A 22022-nucleotide genomic window follows, 5' to 3' on the forward strand; every position below is an offset into this window, starting at 1 on the left:
CTTCGATAAGTTTCAAGTGTTCAAATAAGGACATGGATTAGGTTCAGTAGATTAACATGCCTGATCAGATCATGCCGATACGAAAAAGTTCCCTACTGTTAACAAAGTATGATCCCGCCCTGACTAGTCCTATTACTTATACTTTCGATGCGCTTAACGAGTTTTGGAATGGTGATTTGTTACTATTGTCAAAACGTAGCTCATTAATCAGTGGTGTTATGACAGAAAGTGCTACATTTGGTTTCTCCTGGTTTATTCCCGCACTGATTAAATACAAATCCTATTTTAACGATGTTTTTATGGCATCTTTTTTCATTCAGTTAGTTGGGTTAGCTTCCCCTATATTCTTCCAAGTGGTAATTGATAAAGTACTAGTGCATAAAGGCATGACTACGCTTGATGTGCTTGCCGTTGGCTTTTTTATTGTCATCACTTTTGAAGTGATACTGACCGGGCTTCGTACTTATGTTTTTTCGCATACAACCAATCGCGTAGATGTTGAGCTAGGCAGTAAGCTATATAAGCATATGCTGTCATTGCCGGTAGCTTACTTCAATAGTCGTAGAGTAGGCGATACGGTTGCTCGAGTGAAAGAGCTCGATAGTATCCGCGAATTTTTAACCGGTTCATCGTTAACGGTTGTGCTAGATGTATTTTTTAGCTTTGTCTTTTTCGGAGTCATGTTTTATTACGCACCACTACTTACATGGATAATTATTGGCACTATTCCTTTCTACCTTGCTCTGTCTTTAATTATTACTCCAACCTTACGTAAGCGATTAAATGAAAAATTTCAACGCAGTGCAGAAAATCATTCATTTCTAGTCGAGTCAGTCAATGGTGTTGAAACCATTAAAGCCATGGCTGTAGAGCCACAACTTCGTAATAGCTGGGAAGATAAGCTGGCAGATTACGTTAACATCTCTTTTAAAACGAGTAACTTGAACAATATATACAGTCAAGTGGCTGCATACATCAACAAGATTGGCGGTTTGTTAACGCTTTATTTTGGTTCTATTGCGGTAGTTTCGGGAGAGTTAAGCATAGGGCAGTTCATTGCGTTTAACATGTTGGCTCAGCGTGTAAGTGGGCCCATTATGCGTTTAGTTAATCTATGGCAGGATTTTCAACAAGCGAATATTTCATTACAACGTTTAGGCGATGTACTTAACTCACCATCAGAACCTGGTTATAACCCAAATCGTGCCACCTTGCCTGATATAAAGGGAAAAGTGATATTTAACGATGTGTTATTTCGTTATGCCCCCAACCGGGCTCCGGTACTCAATAATATCAGCTTCGAGTGCCAACCCGGTGAAGTGATTGGTATTGTTGGCCGTTCAGGTTCAGGTAAAAGTACCTTAACCAAGTTAATACAAAGATTATATGTACCCGAAGCAGGCCGAGTGCTTATTGATGGTGTTGATTTGGCCATGGTTGAACCTGCATGGCTTCGCAGGCAAGTAGGGGTTGTTCTACAAGAAAACTTTTTATTCAACCTCACCGTTAGAGAAAATATTGCCCTAGTTGACCCTAGTATGCCAATGGAGCAAGTGGTGAATGCGGCGCAACTTAGTGGTGCCCATGATTTTATTTTAGAATTACCAGAAGGCTACGATACTGTGATTGGTGAACAAGGTTCGTCATTATCAGGCGGTCAACGCCAACGCATTGCTATTGCACGTGCATTAGTCACTAACCCTAAAATACTGATTTTCGATGAAGCCACCAGTGCCCTTGATTATGAATCAGAAAGTATTATTCAAGCTAATATGCGCCGTATCAGTCAAGGTCGAACGGTATTTATTATCGCCCATCGGCTATCCGCGGTAAAAGATGCTAATCGTATTATGGTGATAGATAAAGGAAGGCTAGTTGAACAAGGTAATCATCAACAGCTAATTAAATTTGGTGGAATATACGCACAACTTAACTCGTTGCAAAACCACCATGGATTAGGTATAACGGCTAAACCAATTGCGCAAGCGCCGATACATCCCATTGTACAAAATAAACCTAACGTGCATGGTCATAATGTCTCATCAACCTGAGCCTCAAACAGAAGAAGCAATTAAGCTTGCCCATCGTAAATTAGCAAAAGAAAAACTGGCCTTTTTGCCTGCCGCGCTTGAGATCCAAGCTGCGCCACCGGTTAAATGGAGTCGATCTTTGTTGTGGATCATTATGGCTTTAATGGTCACGTTGATTGTATGGGCATCATGGGCTGAGATTGACATTATCGCCACAGCACAGGGCAAAATTGTGCCAAGTGGCCAAGTGAAAGTTATTCAGCCGCTAGAGACCGGCGTGGTTAAAGCGATTTTTGTTAAAGAAGGTCAGTACGTTAAAGCTGGTGAGAAACTCATCGCACTCGATAACACTTCTAGTCAAGCCGATGCCGACAGATTTAGTAGTGAATGGCAAGGATATATTGAAGATTTAGCCCGTCACAAAGCATTTTTAGCTAAGTTAGATTCTGTTGTTAATAATGCTGCTGTTATTAATCATGCTGAAATGGATTCCTTTACTTCAAACGACGCTATATCAAACAAGACTTTATCAAACGTTATTGAACCCAAGGTTGCCACATCTAACACTTCAGAATTACCCATTAATCAACGTCTGTTACTGGAGAGTATTTGGCAAGAATATCAGTCCAAGCTAAACAGTTTTAACAGTGAGATTACCAAGTTGACGGCGGAGAAAAAGTCGATGCTGATAGATGTTGGTCGCCTAGAGAAAACAATGCCAATAGTGATTGAACGAGAACAAAGTTATTACGCGTTGCTGGGCACCTCGGCCGTATCGCGTAATCAATATTTAGAATTAAAACAGCAGCGTATTGACCAAGAAGAAACCTTGTTATTGAAGCGTGCCAATGTAGAACAAATGACCGCAAGCATCGTCTCTGCTCAGCAAAACCTCCACGCCTATCTGTCAGAAGCGCGCCGTAATACCTTACAAGAAATTAACCAACTGACAAGACAGAGTGAAAGCATTAAGCAAGAGCTGAGCAAAGCAAACCGTCTAACGCGGTTAAGGGTGCTCATTTCCCCCGTTGATGGCGTGGTTGAAGAGCTAAGTATTGCCACCATTGGCGGTATCGTCACACCCGCGCAAGAGCTATTAAAAATCGTGCCTATCAGTGAGCATGGTGGCCAGCAATTAGAAGTCGAAGCTGGGCTACTCAATAAAGACATTGGCTTTGTGCATATCGGGCAAATTGCGGAAATTAAAATCGACAGTTTTCCATTTACTAAATACGGCGTAATAGACGGTGAAGTCACTGACATTTCTGCTGATGCTGTGGAGCATGAACAGCTCGGCTTATTGTTTCCGCTCAAAGCGTCATTAGCGACTGATGAAATAAACGTTAATGGCAAGTGGGTTAAATTGAAACCGGGTATGTCAGTCACGGTAGAGATTAAAACGGGTACTAGGCGATTAATGGAGTTTTTATTAGCGCCGTTAATGCGAGGTGTGAGTGAAGGGGCGCGTGAGCGTTAGGTTTGAATAAACAATGCAAGGAAGATGATATTTATGAATGATACTCAAAGAAAAAAAATAGTCAATTTGAGCAAGATTTTCTGTTGCATTCTTTATGTCGGTGGGAGTTTCGATGCCTATTCGGCGGAAGACATTGAAGTTGAGTATAAGGTGGATGTAAATACAGTTTCTGTTAAAACTAGAATGGAGTTAACAAAATTCAGAGAGGCGAACTCTTTCTACCTTATTGAGTCTTCAATAAATAAGGACACATGTGAAAACATTTTAGCGAGTATTAATAAACCTAGAAAGCATGGTTATTTAAAAAATAAGGAAAGACTTAGGGACGAAGAAGGAGGGCTAGTCAACTTAGGTCTGCCTGAAATGATGATACAAACGGACCTAAACATTCCAAGAAAAGTTATGAGCGGAAAGAATTCAAACTCATCCCGTGTTGAAGAATTAGTAGTCGACTTGAATAAGGATGGAGTTGATGAGTTTATTTACCGTAACACTAGTTATTTATCTAGCATCTGGGTGCATTCTTTTTACGTGCTTTCGATTCCATATAACACTAAAAACTTTTCCCGTTTTGGTGAGTTTATGATGAAACAGCGGGAATTGGATAATGTTTCCAAAATTTTGTGGCAATGGAAAGAATTTGATGGATTAAAAGTTGGTGATTTTGTAAGTACGCTAGGGTCGCAAGTGATATATGAATTTATAGGATTTGCTGGCCATTACTACATCCTAGCTACTCGTTCCGTAATAAAAGAAAATTCACCAATCAAAGTGGCGGTGATGCATTTGGGTAATTCTAGTGATGTTTATCCCGCATGCCTTTTCGAATCAAAATTTATCGTAACTAACTAATTTAAAACCTATTAATTTAAAAGGAATTACATATGTCTTTAGGGAATTTACATGACAATTATAACGATCATACTGAGCTAAATGATGCTGCGGGTAACCCTGCTACAACTTATATAGCTGCTAGAGATAACATGCTAAAACGAAAAGAAAATGCACCTCTATTTGAAGGGGGCGACGCAGTTTCTTTAGTACATAATGATAGTGCTGGTATCCCAACGATAGGATATGGTTTCAATTTAAGGGCTCATAAGGCTGACCAAATCCGTTCTGCGTTAACTCATTCTTTTGGGGGGACTCTTTCTTTAGAGCAAGAGCAAGGTATTCAGATATTAGAAGCATGGAGAAATGGTACTTCTTATAACGGCACTGATAAAGTGGGGTCAGAGTAAACTTTATTCTATTGTCTTAAAAGGGCGCCCCATTTTTTTTGGATGCATACTTTTCCCTGTTAGTTTTTCTATTTGGTCTTTAAATGTGTCGCTACCGATTACCATGCCTTTGTTGGTTGCTTGACGAATATCGTTAATCATTTTTTCATCTAATTGATGTTGAAATAGAGCCCGATAAGATGATTGCCTTGCTTGGGGGTTTTGGTTTATTGAAAGGTAAACCTGATGTGGAGTACAAAGCTGAGAGGCCTTACCTAGGGCGTTGATTTGATAGCTCGACCATATATATTCAGCAGGGTCATTAACCATATTTGCTCTTACAGGGTTGAGTTCAATATAACGATATAGTTGGATTAAGTATTCTTCGGTTTGCACTAAGCAAGACTTGAAACGCCCCTCCCAAAGAGTGCCAGTACGCTTGTATGTGAAATTAAAATATCTGACATATTGTCTGCCAAGTGATTGCATCATAAGGCTAACAGCATTGGCTTTTTGAGGAGTACAAAGTAAATGAACATGATTTGTCATGAATACCCACGCGTGAATTTCAACATGAAATTTACGTGAGTATTCTTTTAGCCAACCAGCATAGGCTTTGAAATCTTGTTCAGAAGTGAAACAAATTTGGCGATTATTCCCCCGTTGAATAACATGTTGAGGAATGCCGTTAGGGCAAATTCTTGGGGATCTTGGCATGTGTAACTTCCATGTTCAAAGTGACTTGAACTAGAAAGTATAGCTAAGAAATTTAAGTTTACTCTGACCCCATTTATTTGAAAGTATAGCTAAGAAATTTAAGTTTACTCTGACCCCATTTATTTTAGTCGAATCAGTCAATGGTGTTGAAACCATTAAAGCCATGGCAGTAGAGCCACAACTTCGTAATAGCTGGGAAGATAAGCTGGCAGATTACGTTAACATCTCTTTTAAAACGAGTAACTTGAACAATATATACAGTCAAGTGGCTGCATACATTAACAAGATTGGCGGCTTGTTAACGCTTTATTTTGGTTCTATTGCGGTAGTTTCTGGAGAGTTAAGCATAGGGCAGTTCATTGCGTTTAACATGTTGGCTCAGCGTGTAAGTGGGCCCATTATGCGTTTAGTTAATCTATGGCAGGATTTTCAACAAGCAAATATTTCATTACAACGTTTAGGCGATGTACTTAACTCACCATCAGAACCTGGTTATAACCCAAATCGTGCCACCTTGCCTGATATAAAGGGAAAAGTGATATTTAACGATGTGTTATTTCGTTATGCCCCCAACCGGGCTCCGGTACTCAATAATATCAGCTTCGAGTGCCAACCCGGTGAAGTGATTGGTATTGTTGGCCGTTCAGGTTCAGGTAAAAGTACCTTAACCAAGTTAATACAAAGATTATATGTACCCGAAGCAGGCCGAGTGCTTATTGATGGTGTTGATTTGGCCATGGTTGAACCTGCATGGCTTCGCAGGCAAGTAGGGGTTGTTCTACAAGAAAACTTTTTATTCAACCTCACCGTTAGAGAAAATATTGCCCTAGTTGACCCTAGTATGCCAATGGAGCAAGTGGTGAATGCGGCGCAACTTAGTGGTGCCCATGATTTTATTTTAGAATTACCAGAAGGCTACGATACTGTGATTGGTGAACAAGGTTCGTCATTATCAGGCGGTCAACGCCAACGCATTGCTATTGCACGTGCATTAGTCACTAACCCTAAAATACTGATTTTCGATGAAGCCACCAGTGCCCTTGATTATGAATCAGAAAGTATTATTCAAGCTAATATGCGCCGTATCAGTCAAGGTCGAACGGTATTTATTATCGCCCATCGGCTATCCGCGGTAAAAGATGCTAATCGTATTATGGTGATAGATAAAGGAAGGCTAGTTGAACAAGGTAATCATCAACAGCTAATTAAATTTGGTGGAATATACGCACAACTTAACTCGTTGCAAAACCACCATGGATTAGGTATAACGGCTAAACCAATTGCGCAAGCGCCGATACATCCCATTGTACAAAATAAACCTAACGTGCATGGTCATAATGTCTCATCAACCTGAGCCTCAAACAGAAGAAGCAATTAAGCTTGCCCATCGTAAATTAGCAAAAGAAAAACTGGCCTTTTTGCCTGCCGCGCTTGAGATCCAAGCTGCGCCACCGGTTAAATGGAGTCGATCTTTGTTGTGGATCATTATGGCTTTAATGGTCACGTTGATTGTATGGGCATCATGGGCTGAGATTGACATTATCGCCACAGCACAGGGCAAAATTGTGCCAAGTGGCCAAGTGAAAGTTATTCAGCCGCTAGAGACCGGCGTGGTTAAAGCGATTTTTGTTAAAGAAGGTCAGTACGTTAAAGCTGGTGAGAAACTCATCGCACTCGATAACACTTCTAGTCAAGCCGATGCCGACAGATTTAGTAGTGAATGGCAAGGATATATTGAAGATTTAGCCCGTCACAAAGCATTTTTAGCTAAGTTAGATTCTGTTGTTAATAATGCTGCTGTTATTAATCATGCTGAAATGGATTCCTTTACTTCAAACGACGCTATATCAAACAAGACTTTATCAAACGTTATTGAACCCAAGGTTGCCACATCTAACACTTCAGAATTACCCATTAATCAACGTCTGTTACTGGAGAGTATTTGGCAAGAATATCAGTCCAAGCTAAACAGTTTTAACAGTGAGATTACCAAGTTGACGGCGGAGAAAAAGTCGATGCTGATAGATGTTGGTCGCCTAGAGAAAACAATGCCAATAGTGATTGAACGAGAACAAAGTTATTACGCGTTGCTGGGCACCTCGGCCGTATCGCGTAATCAATATTTAGAATTAAAACAGCAGCGTATTGACCAAGAAGAAACCTTGTTATTGAAGCGTGCCAATGTAGAACAAATGACCGCAAGCATCGTCTCTGCTCAGCAAAACCTCCACGCCTATCTGTCAGAAGCGCGCCGTAATACCTTACAAGAAATTAACCAACTGACAAGACAGAGTGAAAGCATTAAGCAAGAGCTGAGCAAAGCAAACCGTCTAACGCGGTTAAGGGTGCTCATTTCCCCCGTTGATGGCGTGGTTGAAGAGCTAAGTATTGCCACCATTGGCGGTATCGTCACACCCGCGCAAGAGCTATTAAAAATCGTGCCTATCAGTGAGCATGGTGGCCAGCAATTAGAAGTCGAAGCTGGGCTACTCAATAAAGACATTGGCTTTGTGCATATCGGGCAAATTGCGGAAATTAAAATCGACAGTTTTCCATTTACTAAATACGGCGTAATAGACGGTGAAGTCACTGACATTTCTGCTGATGCTGTGGAGCATGAACAGCTCGGCTTATTGTTTCCGCTCAAAGCGTCATTAGCAACCGATGAAATCAATGTCAATGGCAAGTGGGTTAAACTAAAACCGGGCATGTCAGTCACGGTTGAGATTAAAACTGGAACCCGCCGATTAATGGAGTTTTTATTAGCACCGTTGATGCGTGGAGTTAGTGAAGGGGCGCGTGAGCGCTAAATATTATTAAAACGCTATATTTACAAATTAATTATTTTCGACTGTAATTCAAAAGGAATCATCATAGATGAAAAAATCTATTCTGTTAATCATTTCAGCAAGTATGTGCTCATCATTTTCTTGGGCAGAAGTCTATGAGGACCACTCGAATCCAAATTTGCAACTTTGTAAAGACTTTAAGGCTTATCTAGAGCGTAATGTGGATAAACCATTGCAATGTGGTCTTGTAGCAGATGAGCAATTTAAAGGCTTTCGCCTGCCTAAGTTACAGCCTGCACCAGAGGGGCTAGGTCTGCGTATTAATGTGCAAGCAAGAATGGTCATGAGTGATAGTTATCAAAAGCATTTAGATGAAGCAATAAGGCTAGAAAAAGGAAAGCGCTACCGAATAACGCGTTTAGATTTTAATAATGATGGTAATACAGAATCTGTGTTAGTTGAAGATTATCCGGATGAATGCTTACAAGCGCCACGTTACTACGCAGCTTATTCTTCATATGTTTATGATGAAAAGCATTTAAATATTGATTCTAGCTTTATTTCAACTCACAAGTCCTATGCTAACCAATCTGGTGAGCCGTTTTTTTATGATGGTAGAGTCTACGGCGCAGTGATAAGTAAATCTCTTGTAGAAATTTACGAGCCAAGAGGTTTTCGAGAGAATAAATTAGTCAGTACAAGAGCAATTTGTTCATACAAAAAAATGGAAAACTAACAGTAGTTGTTTTTAAAAATTTATAAGGATATAAAAATGCCAACGAATTCAGCACAGACACTATATGAAAATCAGCGTTATGAGTTGATTAAGCAGTTAGAAGAAGGTGGTCATGAAAACCCCGAGGTTTATTTGGATGGTGCAGGTATACCGACCATGGGAGTAGGCTTTAACCTTCAAGTTTTGAAAAATGTAATTGAAATATTATCAAATGGATTCGGAATAAGTGACAGAAAACTGGCCGAGGATTTACAAGCTGAAGCTTTGGTTATTAAATCTGAATACGATGCTGCAATCCACGCTTATAAGGTTGCCAATCCTAAACCTAGTACAATGACTGATACCGAATGGAGCCGTAGAGCAGCCACTTCAGCATTGGCCAGTTTGAACGCCAGCAATTCCAATCATATGTCTCCTCAAGAGCGCTTGGATGCAATTTTCCAAGCAGCAGGTAATACAGGACAATTTATAATTCAGCCGTCAGCTACTGAAACCGCGGCACAGAAAATACGTAATATTTTTGATGTTCTCATCGAAGATTATGAAATAACATTAAGTAACCGTATAGGCGCAAGCACATTAGTAAATGATAGAGAAATAATATAGACACCCATAATTATTGCAGTATATATCTTAATCATTTGCGGTAAAGGAAGTGCAGGATTCGTTGTGTTAGCCTGTTGCGATAAGCGTTATCTTTACAACAACCATTTTACCCTAATACTACACATAAAAAGGCCTGCTTATTTTAAGCAGGCCTTTTGGGTTTAGTTTTCGCTGTTAGCGATGTTCACTTCAAAAACATCGCTTAAGCTAGTCACTATTTGGGTTAATCAATTTTTACACAAGCAGTTATAAAATCAGACTATAGAAGCTGTCTTAGAACTGGTTCATTGTGTTGTCTTTACCAGACGCTTTAAGCGCGTGGTCACCAGAGAAGTACTCTTTGTGTGTATCACCTATATCTGAACCAGCCATGTTTTGATGTTTAACACAGGCGATTCCTTCACGGATTTCCTTACGTTGAACATTGGCAACATAACCCAACATACCTTGGTCACCGAAGTATTCTTTAGCCAAGTTGTCGGTAGACAATGCTGCTGTATGGTAAGTCGGTAGTGTAATAAGGTGATGGAAAATACCTGCTTCACGTGACGAGTCAGCTTGGAAGGTACGAATTTTTTCATCAGCTTGGATAGCAAGCTCAGTGCTATCGTAGTCAACACTCATTAATTGAGCGCGGTCGTAAGCTGAAACGTCTTGTCCTGCTTCTTTCATTGCATCAAATACTTGCTGACGGAAGTTAAGCGTCCAGTTAAACGATGGCGAGTTGTTATATACAAGCTTGGCGTTAGGAATAACTTTACGGATTTCGTTAACCATGCCACCAATTTGCGATACATGAGGCTTTTCAGTTTCAATCCACAATAAATCAGCGCCATTTTGTAGTGAAGTAATACAATCAAGTACACAACGTTCTTCACCCGTACCAGCACGGAACTTAAATAAGCCATTTGGTAGACGAGCCGGTTTTACCAGTTTGCCACCTTGCTTAAATACCACATCACCGTTTTCAAGGTTTGCAGCATCAACGGCTTCAACTTCAAGGAAGCTATTGTATAAATCGCCTAAATCGCCTGGTTCTTTAGTGACAGCAATTTTTTGCGTTAAGCCTGCACCTAATGAGTCGGTACGCGCAACAATGACGCCGTCATCGATACCGAGTTCTAAAAATGCATAACGAACTGCGTTAATTTTTGCTAAAAACTCAACATGTGGAACGGTGACTTTACCGTCTTGGTGGCCACACTGTTTTACGTCTGACACCTGGTTTTCTAATTGAATACAACAAGCACCGGCTTCAATCATTTGTTTTGCCATTAAATAAGTGGCTTCTTCGTTACCAAAACCGGCATCAATGTCGGCAATAATAGGTACAACATGGGTTTCGAAGTTTTCAATTTTTTGTTGAATCGCAGCTTTATCTGACTCTTTGGCATTATCTAATTCGCGGAAAAGGCCACCTAGTTCACGGGCATCAGCTTGACGCAAGAAGGTGTACAGCTCTTTAATCAATGCAGCAACAGAGGTTTTTTCATGCATAGATTGGTCAGGTAATGGACCAAACTCACTGCGCAGTGCCGCGACCATCCAACCTGAAAGGTATAAGTAACGACGCTTGGTGGTTAAAAGATGTTTTTTAATCGAGATCATTTTTTGTTGGGCGATAAAACCATGCCAGCAACCTAAAGACTGAGTGTACTGCGATGAGTCCTTGTCGTAGTTGTCCATGTCTTCACGCATGATCTTAGCAGTGTACTTTGCGATGTCTAACCCAGTTTTAAAGCGATTTTGTAGACGCATACGAGCGACTGACTCTGGGTTGATGGCATTCCATGCACTACCTTCAGAATTAATCAAGGTAGCAGCTTCATCGATATTACTTTTGTAGTGAGTCATGTATTTATTCCTTAAAAAATGGATTAGCGGCGATTGATTACGTTGAAAATAATAGTCAGATTTGGTTAAATAAACCTAATTTATGCTTACTATCTTCAGTATTCACCATATGAATGTATCTCGTATCGACTTGAACCTCCTTGTTTATTTAGATGTTTTACTGCGTGAAAGAAATGTGACTAAAGCTGCAGACCAACTTGGGATCAGCCAGCCTGCAATGAGTAACGGCCTAAAACGCTTACGAAACTTGTTTGACGATCCTTTACTTATTCGCACTAGTCAGGGGATGACGCCGACCGAACGTGCAAATGAATTACAACCCATTATTAGTGAGCTGATTATTGGGCTGGAAAAAGCCGTGCAACCGCGTGCCCATTTTGATCCACTCGAAAGCGATAAAGTCTTCCGTGTTATGGCAAGTGATTATGCTGAAGCGACGTTAATTCCGCCGCTTATTGCCAAGCTTCGTACTCAAGCCCCCAACATTATTTTAGATATCATGACCCCAAGTGATGTCAGTTTCCCTGATGTAGAACAAGGAAGAGTCGATATGGTGATCAACCGTTTTGACAGTATTCCGCAATCATTTCATCAAAAAGTATTGTGGAGTGATGACTTTAGTTGCTTGATTAGTAAAGGTAATCCTGTTTTAAAGAAGTTTACGTTAGACAGTTATTTAAAAGCTAAGCATGTGTGGGTGAGTAAAACGGGTATGGGTGTTGGGGTAGGGATGAACCCAGATGATGTTCAGCGCTTGGGTTGGGTTGACGAAGCATTAACGCGAATGGGTGTTAAGCGCCAGATCACCGTTTTTACCCGCCATTATCAAGCAGCCTGTTTGTTGGCTGAGCAACAAGATTTGATCGCAACCATACCAAGTAAGATGGCACGTCATCATATCAATAATGAACGGGTGAGCATTGTTCCGCCGCCTTTTATTATTCATCCCATTGCCTTGACTATGGCTTGGAGCCCTCTGCTTCAACATAATCCGGCACATCAATGGATGCGGCAACTTATCACTAAAACCGCAGAAGAGATAAATAGAGGTGATGCTTAATCTTACTGTAATTGTGATTTTTAGTTACGTATATGTTGTAAATTAACCAAAAAACACCATTTAGCCATATTCTTGGTGAATAGTGATGATAATAAGCATAAATTGGATAAATGAGATAACTTTGATATAGAGTAAAGAATTACCGCGTATGAAGAGTAAGCTGTTAACAGTGGAATGAGTTTGCGCTTGTGATTTATAGCTAATGATTTAAGGCTAAGTTTACGGTCAACGCACAGAAAATAAGGTAGGGATATTACATGACAGCACGTATTCAAGTAGGTGGATTACACATAGCACAAGAGTTGTGGCAATTGGTTGATAGTGAAATTTGCCCAGGTACTGGCATTGATTCAGCAACCTTCTGGGCAAAATTTGAGGGCATTGTTAATGAATTTTCTCCCGTTAATGCGAAGCTGTTAGAAAAAAGACAACAACTACAACAGCAAATAGATCAATGGCATATTGACCATCCCAGCAAAGATTTTGACCCAGCAAAATATAAAGCTTTTTTATTTGAAATAGGTTACCTGGTGCCTGAGGGTGAGGCTTTTCAAATTAGCACTGAAAATGTCGACCATGAAATTGCCGCGCAAGCGGGGCCACAATTGGTGGTGCCGGTAAAAAATGCTCGCTTTGCGCTTAACGCTGCTAATGCTCGTTGGGGCAGCTTGTATGATGCACTGTATGGCACTGACGCGATATCTGAAGAAGATGGCGCGGAGCAAACTAAACAGTACAACCCAGTACGCGGTAATAAAGTTATCGCATTTGCCAAACAACACCTAGATACCGCTGCGCCCTTAGCAAAAGGTAGCCATGCTGATGTGACTCGTTATTACATCGACGCGGGTGTGTTGCGGATGCAATTAACTGACGGCTCGACTACAACTTTAGCCCAAACCGATAAGTGTGTGGGTTACCAAGGTAGTGCCGATGCACCAAGTGCTATTTTGTTAGTTAACAATGGTCTGCATATCGAAATCCAAATAGATCCAAGCAGTGTTATTGGTGGCAGCGATCGCGCTGGTGTTAAAGACCTGCTGGTTGAAGCCGCAGTGACCACCATTATGGACTGTGAGGATTCTGTCGCTGCAGTGGATGCTGAAGACAAGGTTGAAGTTTATCGCAATTGGTTAGGTTTGATGCAAGGTAACTTATCTGCCTCGTTGACTAAAAATGGCAAAGAGATTGTAAGAGAGCTCAACGATGATCGCGTCTATACCGCTGCTAATGCTAACCAGAGTGCAGATATAGAAACAGTGACGTTACCCGGTAGAAGTTTGCTATTTGTGCGTAATGTGGGCCACTTGATGACCATTGATGCTGTGTTGGATAAAAATGGCAACCAAGTGCCTGAAGGAATACTAGATGGCATGCTCACTGTGCTTGCTGCGATGCACGACCTTAAAGGTAACAATAATGGCCGTAGTAATAGCCGCAAAGGTTCGGTGAATATTGTAAAACCCAAAATGCATGGCCCTGAAGAAGTGCAATTTACCTGTGACCTGTTTGCTAAGATAGAAGATGCGCTCAAGCTGGCGCGTAATACTATTAAAGTCGGCATTATGGATGAAGAGCGCAGAACGACACTGAATTTAAAAGAGTGCATTAGGGCTGCCAAAGATCGCGTCGTGTTTATTAATACAGGCTTTCTTGATCGTACAGGAGATGAGCTGCATACCTCCATGCTAGCGGGCCCGTTTGTGCCTAAATCGGTAATGAAGCAGCAAAAATGGATTAGTGCTTACGAAGATTGGAATGTCGATATTGGGCTTGAATGTGGCTTACAAGGTCGTGCTCAAATCGGTAAAGGCATGTGGCCAATGCCAGATGAAATGGCAGCGATGCTTGAACAAAAATCGGCTCACCCTAAAGCGGGCGCAAACACAGCGTGGGTGCCGTCGCCAAATGGTGCCGTGCTGCATTCTATTCATTATCATCAAATTAATGTGGCAGATGTTCAGCAACAAATTAAACAACGCCCACGTGCTAGCATTGACAGTTTGTTAACCATTCCTTTACTTGCTGAAGGGGTAACACTCACCAATGAGCAAATTGCTTTTGAACTCGAAAATAATGCCCAGGGTATTTTAGGGTATGTAGTGCGCTGGATTGATCAAGGCGTGGGGTGTTCAAAAGTGCCTGATATTAATAATGTCGGCTTGATGGAAGACAGAGCAACCTTGAGAATTTCATCGCAATATTTAACTAATTGGCTTGAGCATGGCATTTGCAGTGAAGCACAAGTAATGGCGGCGTTGAAAAAAATGGCTGCGGTGGTCGATACTCAAAATGCAGGTGATCCGCTGTACACTAATATGGCGCCTAATTTTGACGGCATCGCCTTTAAAGCGGCATGCGACTTGATTTTTAAAGGCAAATCCCAGCCTTCTGGTTACACAGAACCTTTGCTACATGCTTATCGAATTCAAGCTAAAGCAGGTTAGTCTTTAGCGTTAACACTTGCTCTGAGTTTATGTAGGCTAAATAAATAAGCTCTGATCTGGCAAAGATTAGGGCTTTTTTGTGGTCATGTCTCAGTGGTATTAGAGTAAAGCTAGCCTGCGATGTACCGACCAGGTTGTTGGGCAAGATTGTCGGGCCCGTGTAACTCAGGCTCTTGATGCAGAGCTTTTAAGCGTGGGTCTGATTTATGATTGCGTTCTATATCTGTTTAAGCCAATCTGTCTCAAATCGATCAATAGAGAGCCTTATGAAATATTCGTTACTTGCTTTGGGATTACTGTTTAGTAGCCAGTCGCTGTTCGCTATGGACGTTAACTATACTGCGACGCCTATCAAGATTGATGGTGTTGTTGACCCTGCATGGCAGCAAGCTAAGTGGCAGACTATGCCGTATTTAATGGATGGAGTATTGCCTGATTCTGCGAGTGATTTTAGCGGTAAATATAGGTTACTGTGGGATGAGCATTATTTGTATCTACAAGCTGAAATTACCGACGATGTATTGATTGACACCCATGCCGACCCAACGGTGAATTATTGGGATGATGACACCTTAGAGGTGTTTATTGATAGTGATGCCTCAGGCGGCAATCATCAGTTTAACCACAGTGCATTTGCGTACCATATTGGCTTAGACAATCAGGCGGCAGATTACGGCCCAGACAAACAAGCTCACCTGTATACCTCGCATGTAAATAGTCGGTGGCAGCGAAGTAGTGAGGCGCCTTTTAATGTGATTTGGGAGGTAGCGATTAAGCTGTATCCTAATGACTTTAAAGAAGGCCAGGAAGACAAGCCTTTATTGCTCACGCCAAATAAAATCATCGGTTTTATGCTCGCCTATTGCGACAACGATGGCAGCCCAGTAAGAGAGCATTTTATGGGGTCTCATGAGATAACCCCAGTTAACGGAGACAAAAACAGAGGCTTTATCGACGCCAATGTGTTTGGCCGTATTACCCTTAAACGCTAGTTTCGTTTTGTTTCTAAGACCATGGTTTCTGGTATTTATTTGTAGTTTGGCTAATCTTTAATCATCAATAGGCATAGGAGTAATACCATGAAAGTGAGCGATATCATGACCCCCAATCCTTTTTGTATTAGTCATGAGGCTAGCCTTAAAGATGCGCATTTGTTGATGCAAACCCGCAATGTGCGCCATTTGCCGGTGATTTCAGAAACTAGCGGAGAGTTAATGGGGATGCTCACCCACAAAAAGATGATTGCGACTGTGCTTACCATGCTCAACAAATATGGCCAAGGGGCGTTAGAACGACGCGAGCGTTATACGCCCATTGCACAGGTGATGGATACCCAAGTGCAAAAGCTTGGTTTAGATGAGCCGTTAACCATTGTTGTACAATATTTTATAGATAATAAGCTGGGTTGCTTACCTGTGGTCGATGAACACAATAAGGTATTAGGGATTGTAACATCGTCTGATTTTGTCAAACTGTGCCAGCGTTTGCTATTACAACCATAAACGCTTGCTAGCTTTAACTTGATGATGTTTATTGGATAAAAAATGGGTTGCCGAATATGGCAACCCATTTTGTGTCGTGGAGCGAGGGTAATTTTCTTGGGGGAATTACTCTGGGGCCACACAGCTAAAGCTTTCTGCGAGTTCTATGTCTCCTGAACCATTGTATGTGGCTATTTGTGGGAATGGACACAATGGGCGAGAGCGGTCTTTAGTCCAATTGTCTGGCAGCTCAGTATTGGCTTCGCGCGCATTGGCGGTGATGGCTTCAGGTGCGGTGCCTGTTTCTACCCAAGCCACGATGTCATCTAAAATCGTATTGACTTGATCGGTTGCTGGGCCATTACCGCAGTGATTCATGCCTGGAATAAGGTATAGCTTGGCAAATTCATCAGCATTACCCGCATTAGCTTCATCAACAGCTTTGTACCAGTCAATGGTATTTTGCACAGAGAATACTGGGTCGGCAGTACCATGCACTAAGATCATTTTGGCGCCACGTTCACGTAATACGTCATAGTCCGTTTCACCACCTAAGGCCATAAATGACATTGATGATTCAGGGAACTCACTGGTCGTTGCATTGATTGCGGCTTGGGCTTCATCTAAGTTCAAGTTCACAGCGTAGTTGTAGGCTTCAATTAACCCAGCATCGCCACGGGTGTTGTAGTCGGTAAATTCAACGGGAGGTGTTGAAAACACTGTTGCTACTGTGCCTGCATCGCGGCTAAAGGCGGCTGACATTTCCCAACTTGCCCAACCACTGGCACCTATGCCCAAATCGTAAGGGAAGCTTGTATAAAGTGCTGCGCCAGCTGAGGTTTGTGGTCCTGCCATAATATTACCTAGCGTTTGTTTTTGCTCGGCAGTTAAACAGGTTCCATCACGCTCAGCGGTACAAAGTGGCACGTCACTGTCAATATCAAATGCAAGCTGACAGCCAACAAGGTCGTTAATCATCCCGTCTGCTGCGCCATCTAAAGCGTCACATTGCTCGCTGACACTATTAGCTAATAATGTATATTCTTGCGCGGTGACAGTGCTGACTATGGCGGCATTAATTTCATTGGCAGTTGTTAAAGGTGTATTAGCAGGAATTAAGTTTGCAAATTGCTGTACACCATATAATTGTGCAACAGCGGCTTGAGGCAAGTCATTGCCTGGGTTGCCAACTAAATAGCCGTCGTACATCTCAGGAAAGCGTGTTGCAGCAACCATAGTGTGGCGGCCACCGTTAGAGCAACCAGCAAAGTAAGAACGGTCGGGTTGTTTGCCATAAGCGTCGTTGATCAAAGCTTTTGCCATTGGGGTGAGTTTTTCAACCGCACCGTAGCCATAATTAATGCGTGCTTGATGATCGAGCCCGAAATATTGCTCGCCGTACCCTTCGTGACCAGCATCGGAGCTTATTACGGCAAAGCCTTTATTCAGTGCGCTTGCATTATAATCAACCGTATTCATGAAGCGGCCAACGGCCTTGTTTACTCGGCCGTCTAAGCCGCCATTAGCTTGGTAGAGAAAGCGTCCATTCCAATCGGTTGGCATGCGCATTTCAAAACCGATGGCATACTCTTGAGTTTCACTGCCTTGTAGTCCTTTGCCTAAACGCTGTTCCATTTTTCCGGTTAGTACACAGTGGGCGGGTGATTTAAACATCTCACCACGATCATCGTAGTTAATCTCACCAGCATCGACCATCAACGCTGAGGTGATTTCAGTGTCGTCAAAGTTAAAAGCATCAACTAGCGATGTGCAGTTTATTAATGTGGCAGGTTGGGCGGCGGTTAAAATGGGTAGGCTTGTGTCTTTTTCGTCACTATCACAGCCTGTTAGCGCAAGCGTCATGGCAATAGAGGCGGCTATTGTATTAAGTTTCACGGGAAATCCTTTTTGCGAATTGAGAGTCAATCAAAAAGTAAAAGGGCCGGGAGCGGTGGCCCTTTACTTAATGAAAGCTGCGTAAGCTTTTGTTACGAAGATTAAATTGCGAACTTGTAGTAAACGTAGAAACGCGTATCGGTTAAGTCGTCACCTGTTGAGTAGTTCACAATGGCATGACGTGCGCGTACGCTTAAACCGTCAACATATTTGGCTAGATCGTACACCACTGAAAAGTCGGTTTCGTCGATGTCTTGGCTCGAGTCGCCATCAATTTCATAGTTTGCCCAGTTAACATAAGTGCTAACGCCACTTAATGCAGAATCTGGTGCAAATTGATAAGCAAGCTGTAAGCCGTAGCCATCTTCGTTAGCGCGTGCTGATTGAACCACTTGTTGGATGATGACTTTTTCATCGCCAAATGGCGCAACTACGTCGCCGTCACCTGTGGTGACATATTTTACTGTGGCATCAAATCCGTTCCATCTCATGCCAAGGTGGAATCCAGCCTGGTAGGTGTCAAATTGCGCAGCACTTTGGTCGAGTTCGCCTGTTGAGTCTTGTTTAAGATAAGACGGTATAAAGTACCAATTAGCCGCGCCCATTTCGCCACTGACATCGAGTTTTACATGGTACTGGTTATATACGTCTTCCATGGTGTAGTACCACAGACTTGTTTTGGCTTTTACTGAATCAATTGGCAGGTTGTAGTCTAAGCCTAGGGCATAAATTGGGTTATCTTCAACATCGACAATAACACCTTTACGAGCAAACTCACTGCGGATCCCGCTTGATACATTATTAAACTCTTCGTCTGTCCAGCCCATGTAATCGGTAATGTACAGTGCTGATATTGCGACGTTTTCTATCGAGGTATTTTTAATACTAGCACCACGATAGGTGAACGGAATTGCGCGTAATGGGAATGGGTTCATCATTGGGGTACGTAACTCTTGTGCACCTACCACGATTTGTGTGTCGTACCAATTGCCGCTGACAAAGTACTCTTGTAAACGGTTAACAGCGGTACGCTCGACAACTGAGCCAGGTGCCCCACCACCCACAAGACCGTAAAGGCCATCGTTGTTTGACTCCCATATTGGGTTTGCTGACGCAAATGATCCGCCAAAACTGATGCCATTGGCTTCACCTGAACGCAGGTAGAATAAACCACCGAAAGAGGTGTCTTGTCTATCTGTGCTATCACCATCAAAGTTACGTTGAAAATCAAAAAGTTGGAATTGACCTTTTAAGCTGCCATCATTAAATATGTTTGCCATAGGCTCAGAGGCAAAAGCTGGGCTGGCGGCTAGACATGCTACGACTAGCGGCAGTAATTTAGTTTTAATATTCATCATTCTCATCCTGTTTCGTATTTACTTGTTATGGTCTAAATATCGGCAAGCGTGAACTATTTACGGAACGACAAAGTCAAAACGAAGATGACAACTACCGCAGTAGTTTTCAGACTTCTTGTGTACGTTGTGGCATTTCGCACAGTCGGTTTCGGTGCCAAAGTGGCGGTTTTCATGTGGGTTTGTTGGTTTTACATCTTTGGTTTTTTTAGCCAACTTTTCGGTGTTATGACATTTGATGCATTTGGTCATAGTGACCGCTTCGCGATGTTCGGCGTTACCATGGCAGCTGGCACATTTGAGCCCTTTAGCTGCATGGGTTTGGTCGAGTAATGCGGGTGTTTCAGCCATTGTACTGCTTGCAAAAAAGCTCAATGCAAGACAAAGCATGATGTTGCGCAGTGTTAATTTTTTCATAATGTTATTCCATCATTCTGTTTAAAAGGTGCCAAAGGTTTGGCAGCCATTTATTTGTTTTTTGGTTTTATAATTTAGCGACGTACTTACCTGCTAAGTAGCCAAATGTGTAGCAACGTCCTAATGACAAACCGAATACGGTGAGTGGGTAGTCGACACCGCCATAGAAGCCACCGCCAAGGTTACCGATAACAAATAAACCGCCAATTTTGTTGCCGTCTGCATCCAGTGCTTGATGGTTTTTGTCCACGAGCATGCCTGAACACAAGGTTGAGATGCGCATGCGGCGATGAATGCCGTAAAAAGGTGCTTTTACCACTGGCAGCATTTTTGCTGAAGGCTTACCAAAATCATCATCTTTGCCGGTTTTGCACAGATCGTTGTAGCGCTTCACATTGGCAACGAAGGTTTTAGGGTCGCATTCAAGTTTGACTGCGAGCTCTTCTAAGGTATTGGCTGAGTAGGTATTAATTTGAGACTCGTAAACGCCAATTTTTGGTGATGGATCTTCTGGCATGTAGATTTTCATCTGCTCAGGCGAGTAGAGTTTGCCTGGCCAGTTGGCTGCTTGTTCCATGTAGTTCGCGTCGAAGACTTGCGAGTAGTGACCGGCATTTTCTTCATCACGTAGGTAGTTGTTCATCAGTGACATAGCAACGGTTTCATTGACGAAGCGCTCACCTTTGCGGTTGACGGCAAGGAACGGCATATCACACATTGACGCAGGGCCTGCATCAAAGTCATGGAGCATTTTGGTGTGGCCAATTGGTTCGATAACGCCGCCTGCCCAATATGCCATTGAGAAACCGTCACCGGTACGATCCATTTGTTTACGTTCAAAGTTTTTCAAATCAGGGATGAAGAAGTTACACATTGCTTCGTTGTTTTGGTAATCACCTGAAGACAAAATCACGCCTTTTTTGGCCATGTATTTGTGGTATTTACCGTCACGGTCTTGGGCGATAACCCCAATCACTTTGCCTGAGTCATCTTGAACAAGTTGCTGAGCTGGCATGTTGAAGAAGAATTTAACCCCAGCTTTTTCTGCCACTTTAGCTAAAGCACGCATGCCGTCACCTGTGGTGTAAGGCTTAGGTCCACAATATGAGGTAACAAAGTTAAGTTTATGTTCGGTAACTCCATGAATGCCATGTTGCACTTTAGTGCCTTGGTCAACGATTTGTGCGCCACCTTTTTTAGCGCGGTCGATCACCCATGACACGGCTTCACCAGAGTTGTATGCCCATTCTCTCACGAGTTCAGGGTGACAGCGGTGGGCACTGTCGCCCATTAAGCGGTTTACCATGGCTTCTACTGCGGCTTTGTCACTGTTGGCTAAATCGATGCCAGATCCTGTATTACCTTGCGAAACCACAATGGCTTGCTTTTGTAATACCGCTACTTTGGCGCCGTTTTCAGCAGCAGATAACGCAGCGGGTACACCAGATGCACCTGCACCAACAACAACGACATCAAATGTTTGAGTTGAAACAATATCTCTGTCAGAAATTGGTTTCGGTTTTGGCATGAATTCGAGCGTTGCACCACCATCTGAGCTCTTGGCCGTTTTAACGCAATCATCTGTTGAGGCTGTGGCCATGCTGCCAGTAAGACCTGTAAAAGCGACGGCGCCAGTACCCATAGCGGCACGAGTTAAAAAACTGCGTCGTGAAATCCCATTTTGCAGGACATTGCGGGTATATTGGTCGATTTCATTCGACTTGTTTGAATCATTTTTACTCATTTTAAAACTCCTTTACCCCTCACGGCTCGAGGCAGATCCGTCATCAAGACTTTGATATAGAACCCGGTCATAACCGCTTAGAACGACTGTTTTCTACTGACTTAAGTAGGTTTGTTCAAAAAGTAGATAAAGCATTTGTTATTAGTCATGACTAATTTTTACTCTCCACCTCCGATATGTTAAATGTATGACA

At 42.4% G+C, this 22022-nt stretch carries 18 protein-coding genes; 12 read left to right on the top strand and 6 right to left on the bottom strand.

Annotated elements, in window-relative coordinates:
- Nucleotides 1-71 precede the first annotated feature (71 nt).
- From IEW93_RS19090 to IEW93_RS19105, 4 genes are read left to right on the top strand one after another with little or no spacing between them, the layout of a single operon-like run.
- Nucleotides 72-2051: a type I secretion system permease/ATPase gene (locus IEW93_RS19090; RefSeq protein ID WP_229706718.1), complete on the top strand. Its 1980-nt coding sequence runs from the start codon at nt 72-74 to the stop codon at nt 2049-2051.
- Complete coding sequence (locus tag IEW93_RS19095; RefSeq protein ID WP_188740832.1) at nt 2035-3507, top strand: HlyD family type I secretion periplasmic adaptor subunit; 1473 nt, start codon at nt 2035-2037, stop codon at nt 3505-3507. Before IEW93_RS19090 ends, IEW93_RS19095 begins: the two co-directional genes overlap by 17 nt.
- A gap of 33 nt (nt 3508-3540) precedes the next feature.
- Nucleotides 3541-4359, top strand: a complete 819-nt coding sequence (locus IEW93_RS19100) for a hypothetical protein (protein ID WP_188740833.1) — start codon at nt 3541-3543, stop codon at nt 4357-4359.
- A 32-nt stretch (nt 4360-4391) separates the two neighbouring features.
- Nucleotides 4392-4748, top strand: coding sequence for a hypothetical protein (locus IEW93_RS19105; RefSeq protein WP_188740834.1), 357 nt, complete (start codon nt 4392-4394; stop codon nt 4746-4748).
- Between the two features lie 3 nt (nt 4749-4751).
- Here the strand turns inward: IEW93_RS19105 and IEW93_RS19110 are convergent, their stop codons facing one another.
- The gene (locus IEW93_RS19110; protein ID WP_188740835.1) at nt 4752-5444 is read right to left on the bottom strand and encodes a transposase; all 693 of its coding nucleotides are present in this window, start codon (nt 5442-5444) and stop codon (nt 4752-4754) included.
- Between the two features lie 121 nt (nt 5445-5565).
- On the opposite strand from IEW93_RS19110, the gene IEW93_RS19115 reads away from it, so the two are divergent.
- The 4 genes from IEW93_RS19115 (at nt 5566) to IEW93_RS19130 (ending at nt 9575) form a co-directional block, all read left to right on the top strand.
- The gene (locus tag IEW93_RS19115) at nt 5566-6798 is read left to right on the top strand and encodes an ATP-binding cassette domain-containing protein (RefSeq protein ID WP_308419236.1); all 1233 of its coding nucleotides are present in this window, start codon (nt 5566-5568) and stop codon (nt 6796-6798) included.
- Nucleotides 6782-8254: an HlyD family type I secretion periplasmic adaptor subunit gene (locus IEW93_RS19120; RefSeq protein ID WP_188740832.1), complete on the top strand. Its 1473-nt coding sequence runs from the start codon at nt 6782-6784 to the stop codon at nt 8252-8254. The genes IEW93_RS19115 and IEW93_RS19120 overlap by 17 nt, the downstream gene beginning before the upstream one ends.
- 67 nt (nt 8255-8321) lie before the next feature.
- Nucleotides 8322-8969: a hypothetical protein gene (locus IEW93_RS19125; protein ID WP_188740836.1), complete on the top strand. Its 648-nt coding sequence runs from the start codon at nt 8322-8324 to the stop codon at nt 8967-8969.
- A gap of 36 nt (nt 8970-9005) precedes the next feature.
- A complete protein-coding gene (locus IEW93_RS19130) occupies nt 9006-9575 on the top strand; it encodes a hypothetical protein (protein ID WP_188740837.1) in 570 nt (189 codons plus the stop codon).
- A 273-nt stretch (nt 9576-9848) separates the two neighbouring features.
- On the opposite strand, the gene IEW93_RS19135 is transcribed toward IEW93_RS19130, so the two are convergent.
- Nucleotides 9849-11429, bottom strand: a complete 1581-nt coding sequence (locus IEW93_RS19135) for an isocitrate lyase (protein ID WP_188740838.1) — start codon at nt 11427-11429, stop codon at nt 9849-9851.
- A gap of 109 nt (nt 11430-11538) precedes the next feature.
- Here IEW93_RS19135 and IEW93_RS19140 point away from each other — a divergent pair, with 109 nt between their 5' ends.
- The 4 genes from IEW93_RS19140 to IEW93_RS19155 all read left to right on the top strand — a co-directional run bounded on the left by IEW93_RS19140 (nt 11539) and on the right by IEW93_RS19155 (nt 16438).
- Nucleotides 11539-12489: a LysR family transcriptional regulator gene (locus IEW93_RS19140; RefSeq protein WP_188740839.1), complete on the top strand. Its 951-nt coding sequence runs from the start codon at nt 11539-11541 to the stop codon at nt 12487-12489.
- Between the two features lie 257 nt (nt 12490-12746).
- Complete coding sequence (locus IEW93_RS19145) at nt 12747-14936, top strand: malate synthase G (protein WP_188740840.1); 2190 nt, start codon at nt 12747-12749, stop codon at nt 14934-14936.
- Between the two features lie 266 nt (nt 14937-15202).
- On the top strand, nt 15203-15928 hold the full coding sequence (locus IEW93_RS19150) for a CBM9 family sugar-binding protein (protein WP_188740841.1): 726 nt from the start codon (nt 15203-15205) through the stop codon (nt 15926-15928).
- Between the two features lie 87 nt (nt 15929-16015).
- Nucleotides 16016-16438, top strand: a complete 423-nt coding sequence (locus IEW93_RS19155; RefSeq protein ID WP_188740842.1) for a CBS domain-containing protein — start codon at nt 16016-16018, stop codon at nt 16436-16438.
- Between the two features lie 105 nt (nt 16439-16543).
- Here IEW93_RS19155 and IEW93_RS19160 read toward each other — a convergent pair whose 3' ends face one another.
- From IEW93_RS19160 to IEW93_RS19175, 4 genes are all read right to left on the bottom strand, one after another.
- Nucleotides 16544-18313 (bottom strand): tannase/feruloyl esterase family alpha/beta hydrolase, encoded by a 1770-nt coding sequence (locus IEW93_RS19160; RefSeq protein ID WP_223419303.1) that lies wholly within the window; start codon nt 18311-18313, stop codon nt 16544-16546.
- A 101-nt stretch (nt 18314-18414) separates the two neighbouring features.
- Nucleotides 18415-19671, bottom strand: a complete 1257-nt coding sequence (locus IEW93_RS19165) for an OprD family outer membrane porin (protein WP_223419305.1) — start codon at nt 19669-19671, stop codon at nt 18415-18417.
- A 57-nt stretch (nt 19672-19728) separates the two neighbouring features.
- Nucleotides 19729-20085, bottom strand: a complete 357-nt coding sequence (locus IEW93_RS19170; RefSeq protein WP_188740843.1) for a cytochrome c3 family protein — start codon at nt 20083-20085, stop codon at nt 19729-19731.
- 67 nt (nt 20086-20152) lie between these two features.
- Nucleotides 20153-21829 carry an FAD-binding protein gene (locus IEW93_RS19175; protein ID WP_188740844.1) on the bottom strand — a complete coding sequence of 559 codons (1677 nt, stop codon included), beginning with the start codon at nt 21827-21829 and terminating at the stop codon, nt 20153-20155.
- Between the last annotated feature and the right edge of the window lie 193 nt (nt 21830-22022).

Source organism: Shewanella inventionis (assembly GCF_014641855.1).
Classification (GTDB): Bacteria; Pseudomonadota; Gammaproteobacteria; order Enterobacterales; family Shewanellaceae; genus Shewanella; species Shewanella inventionis.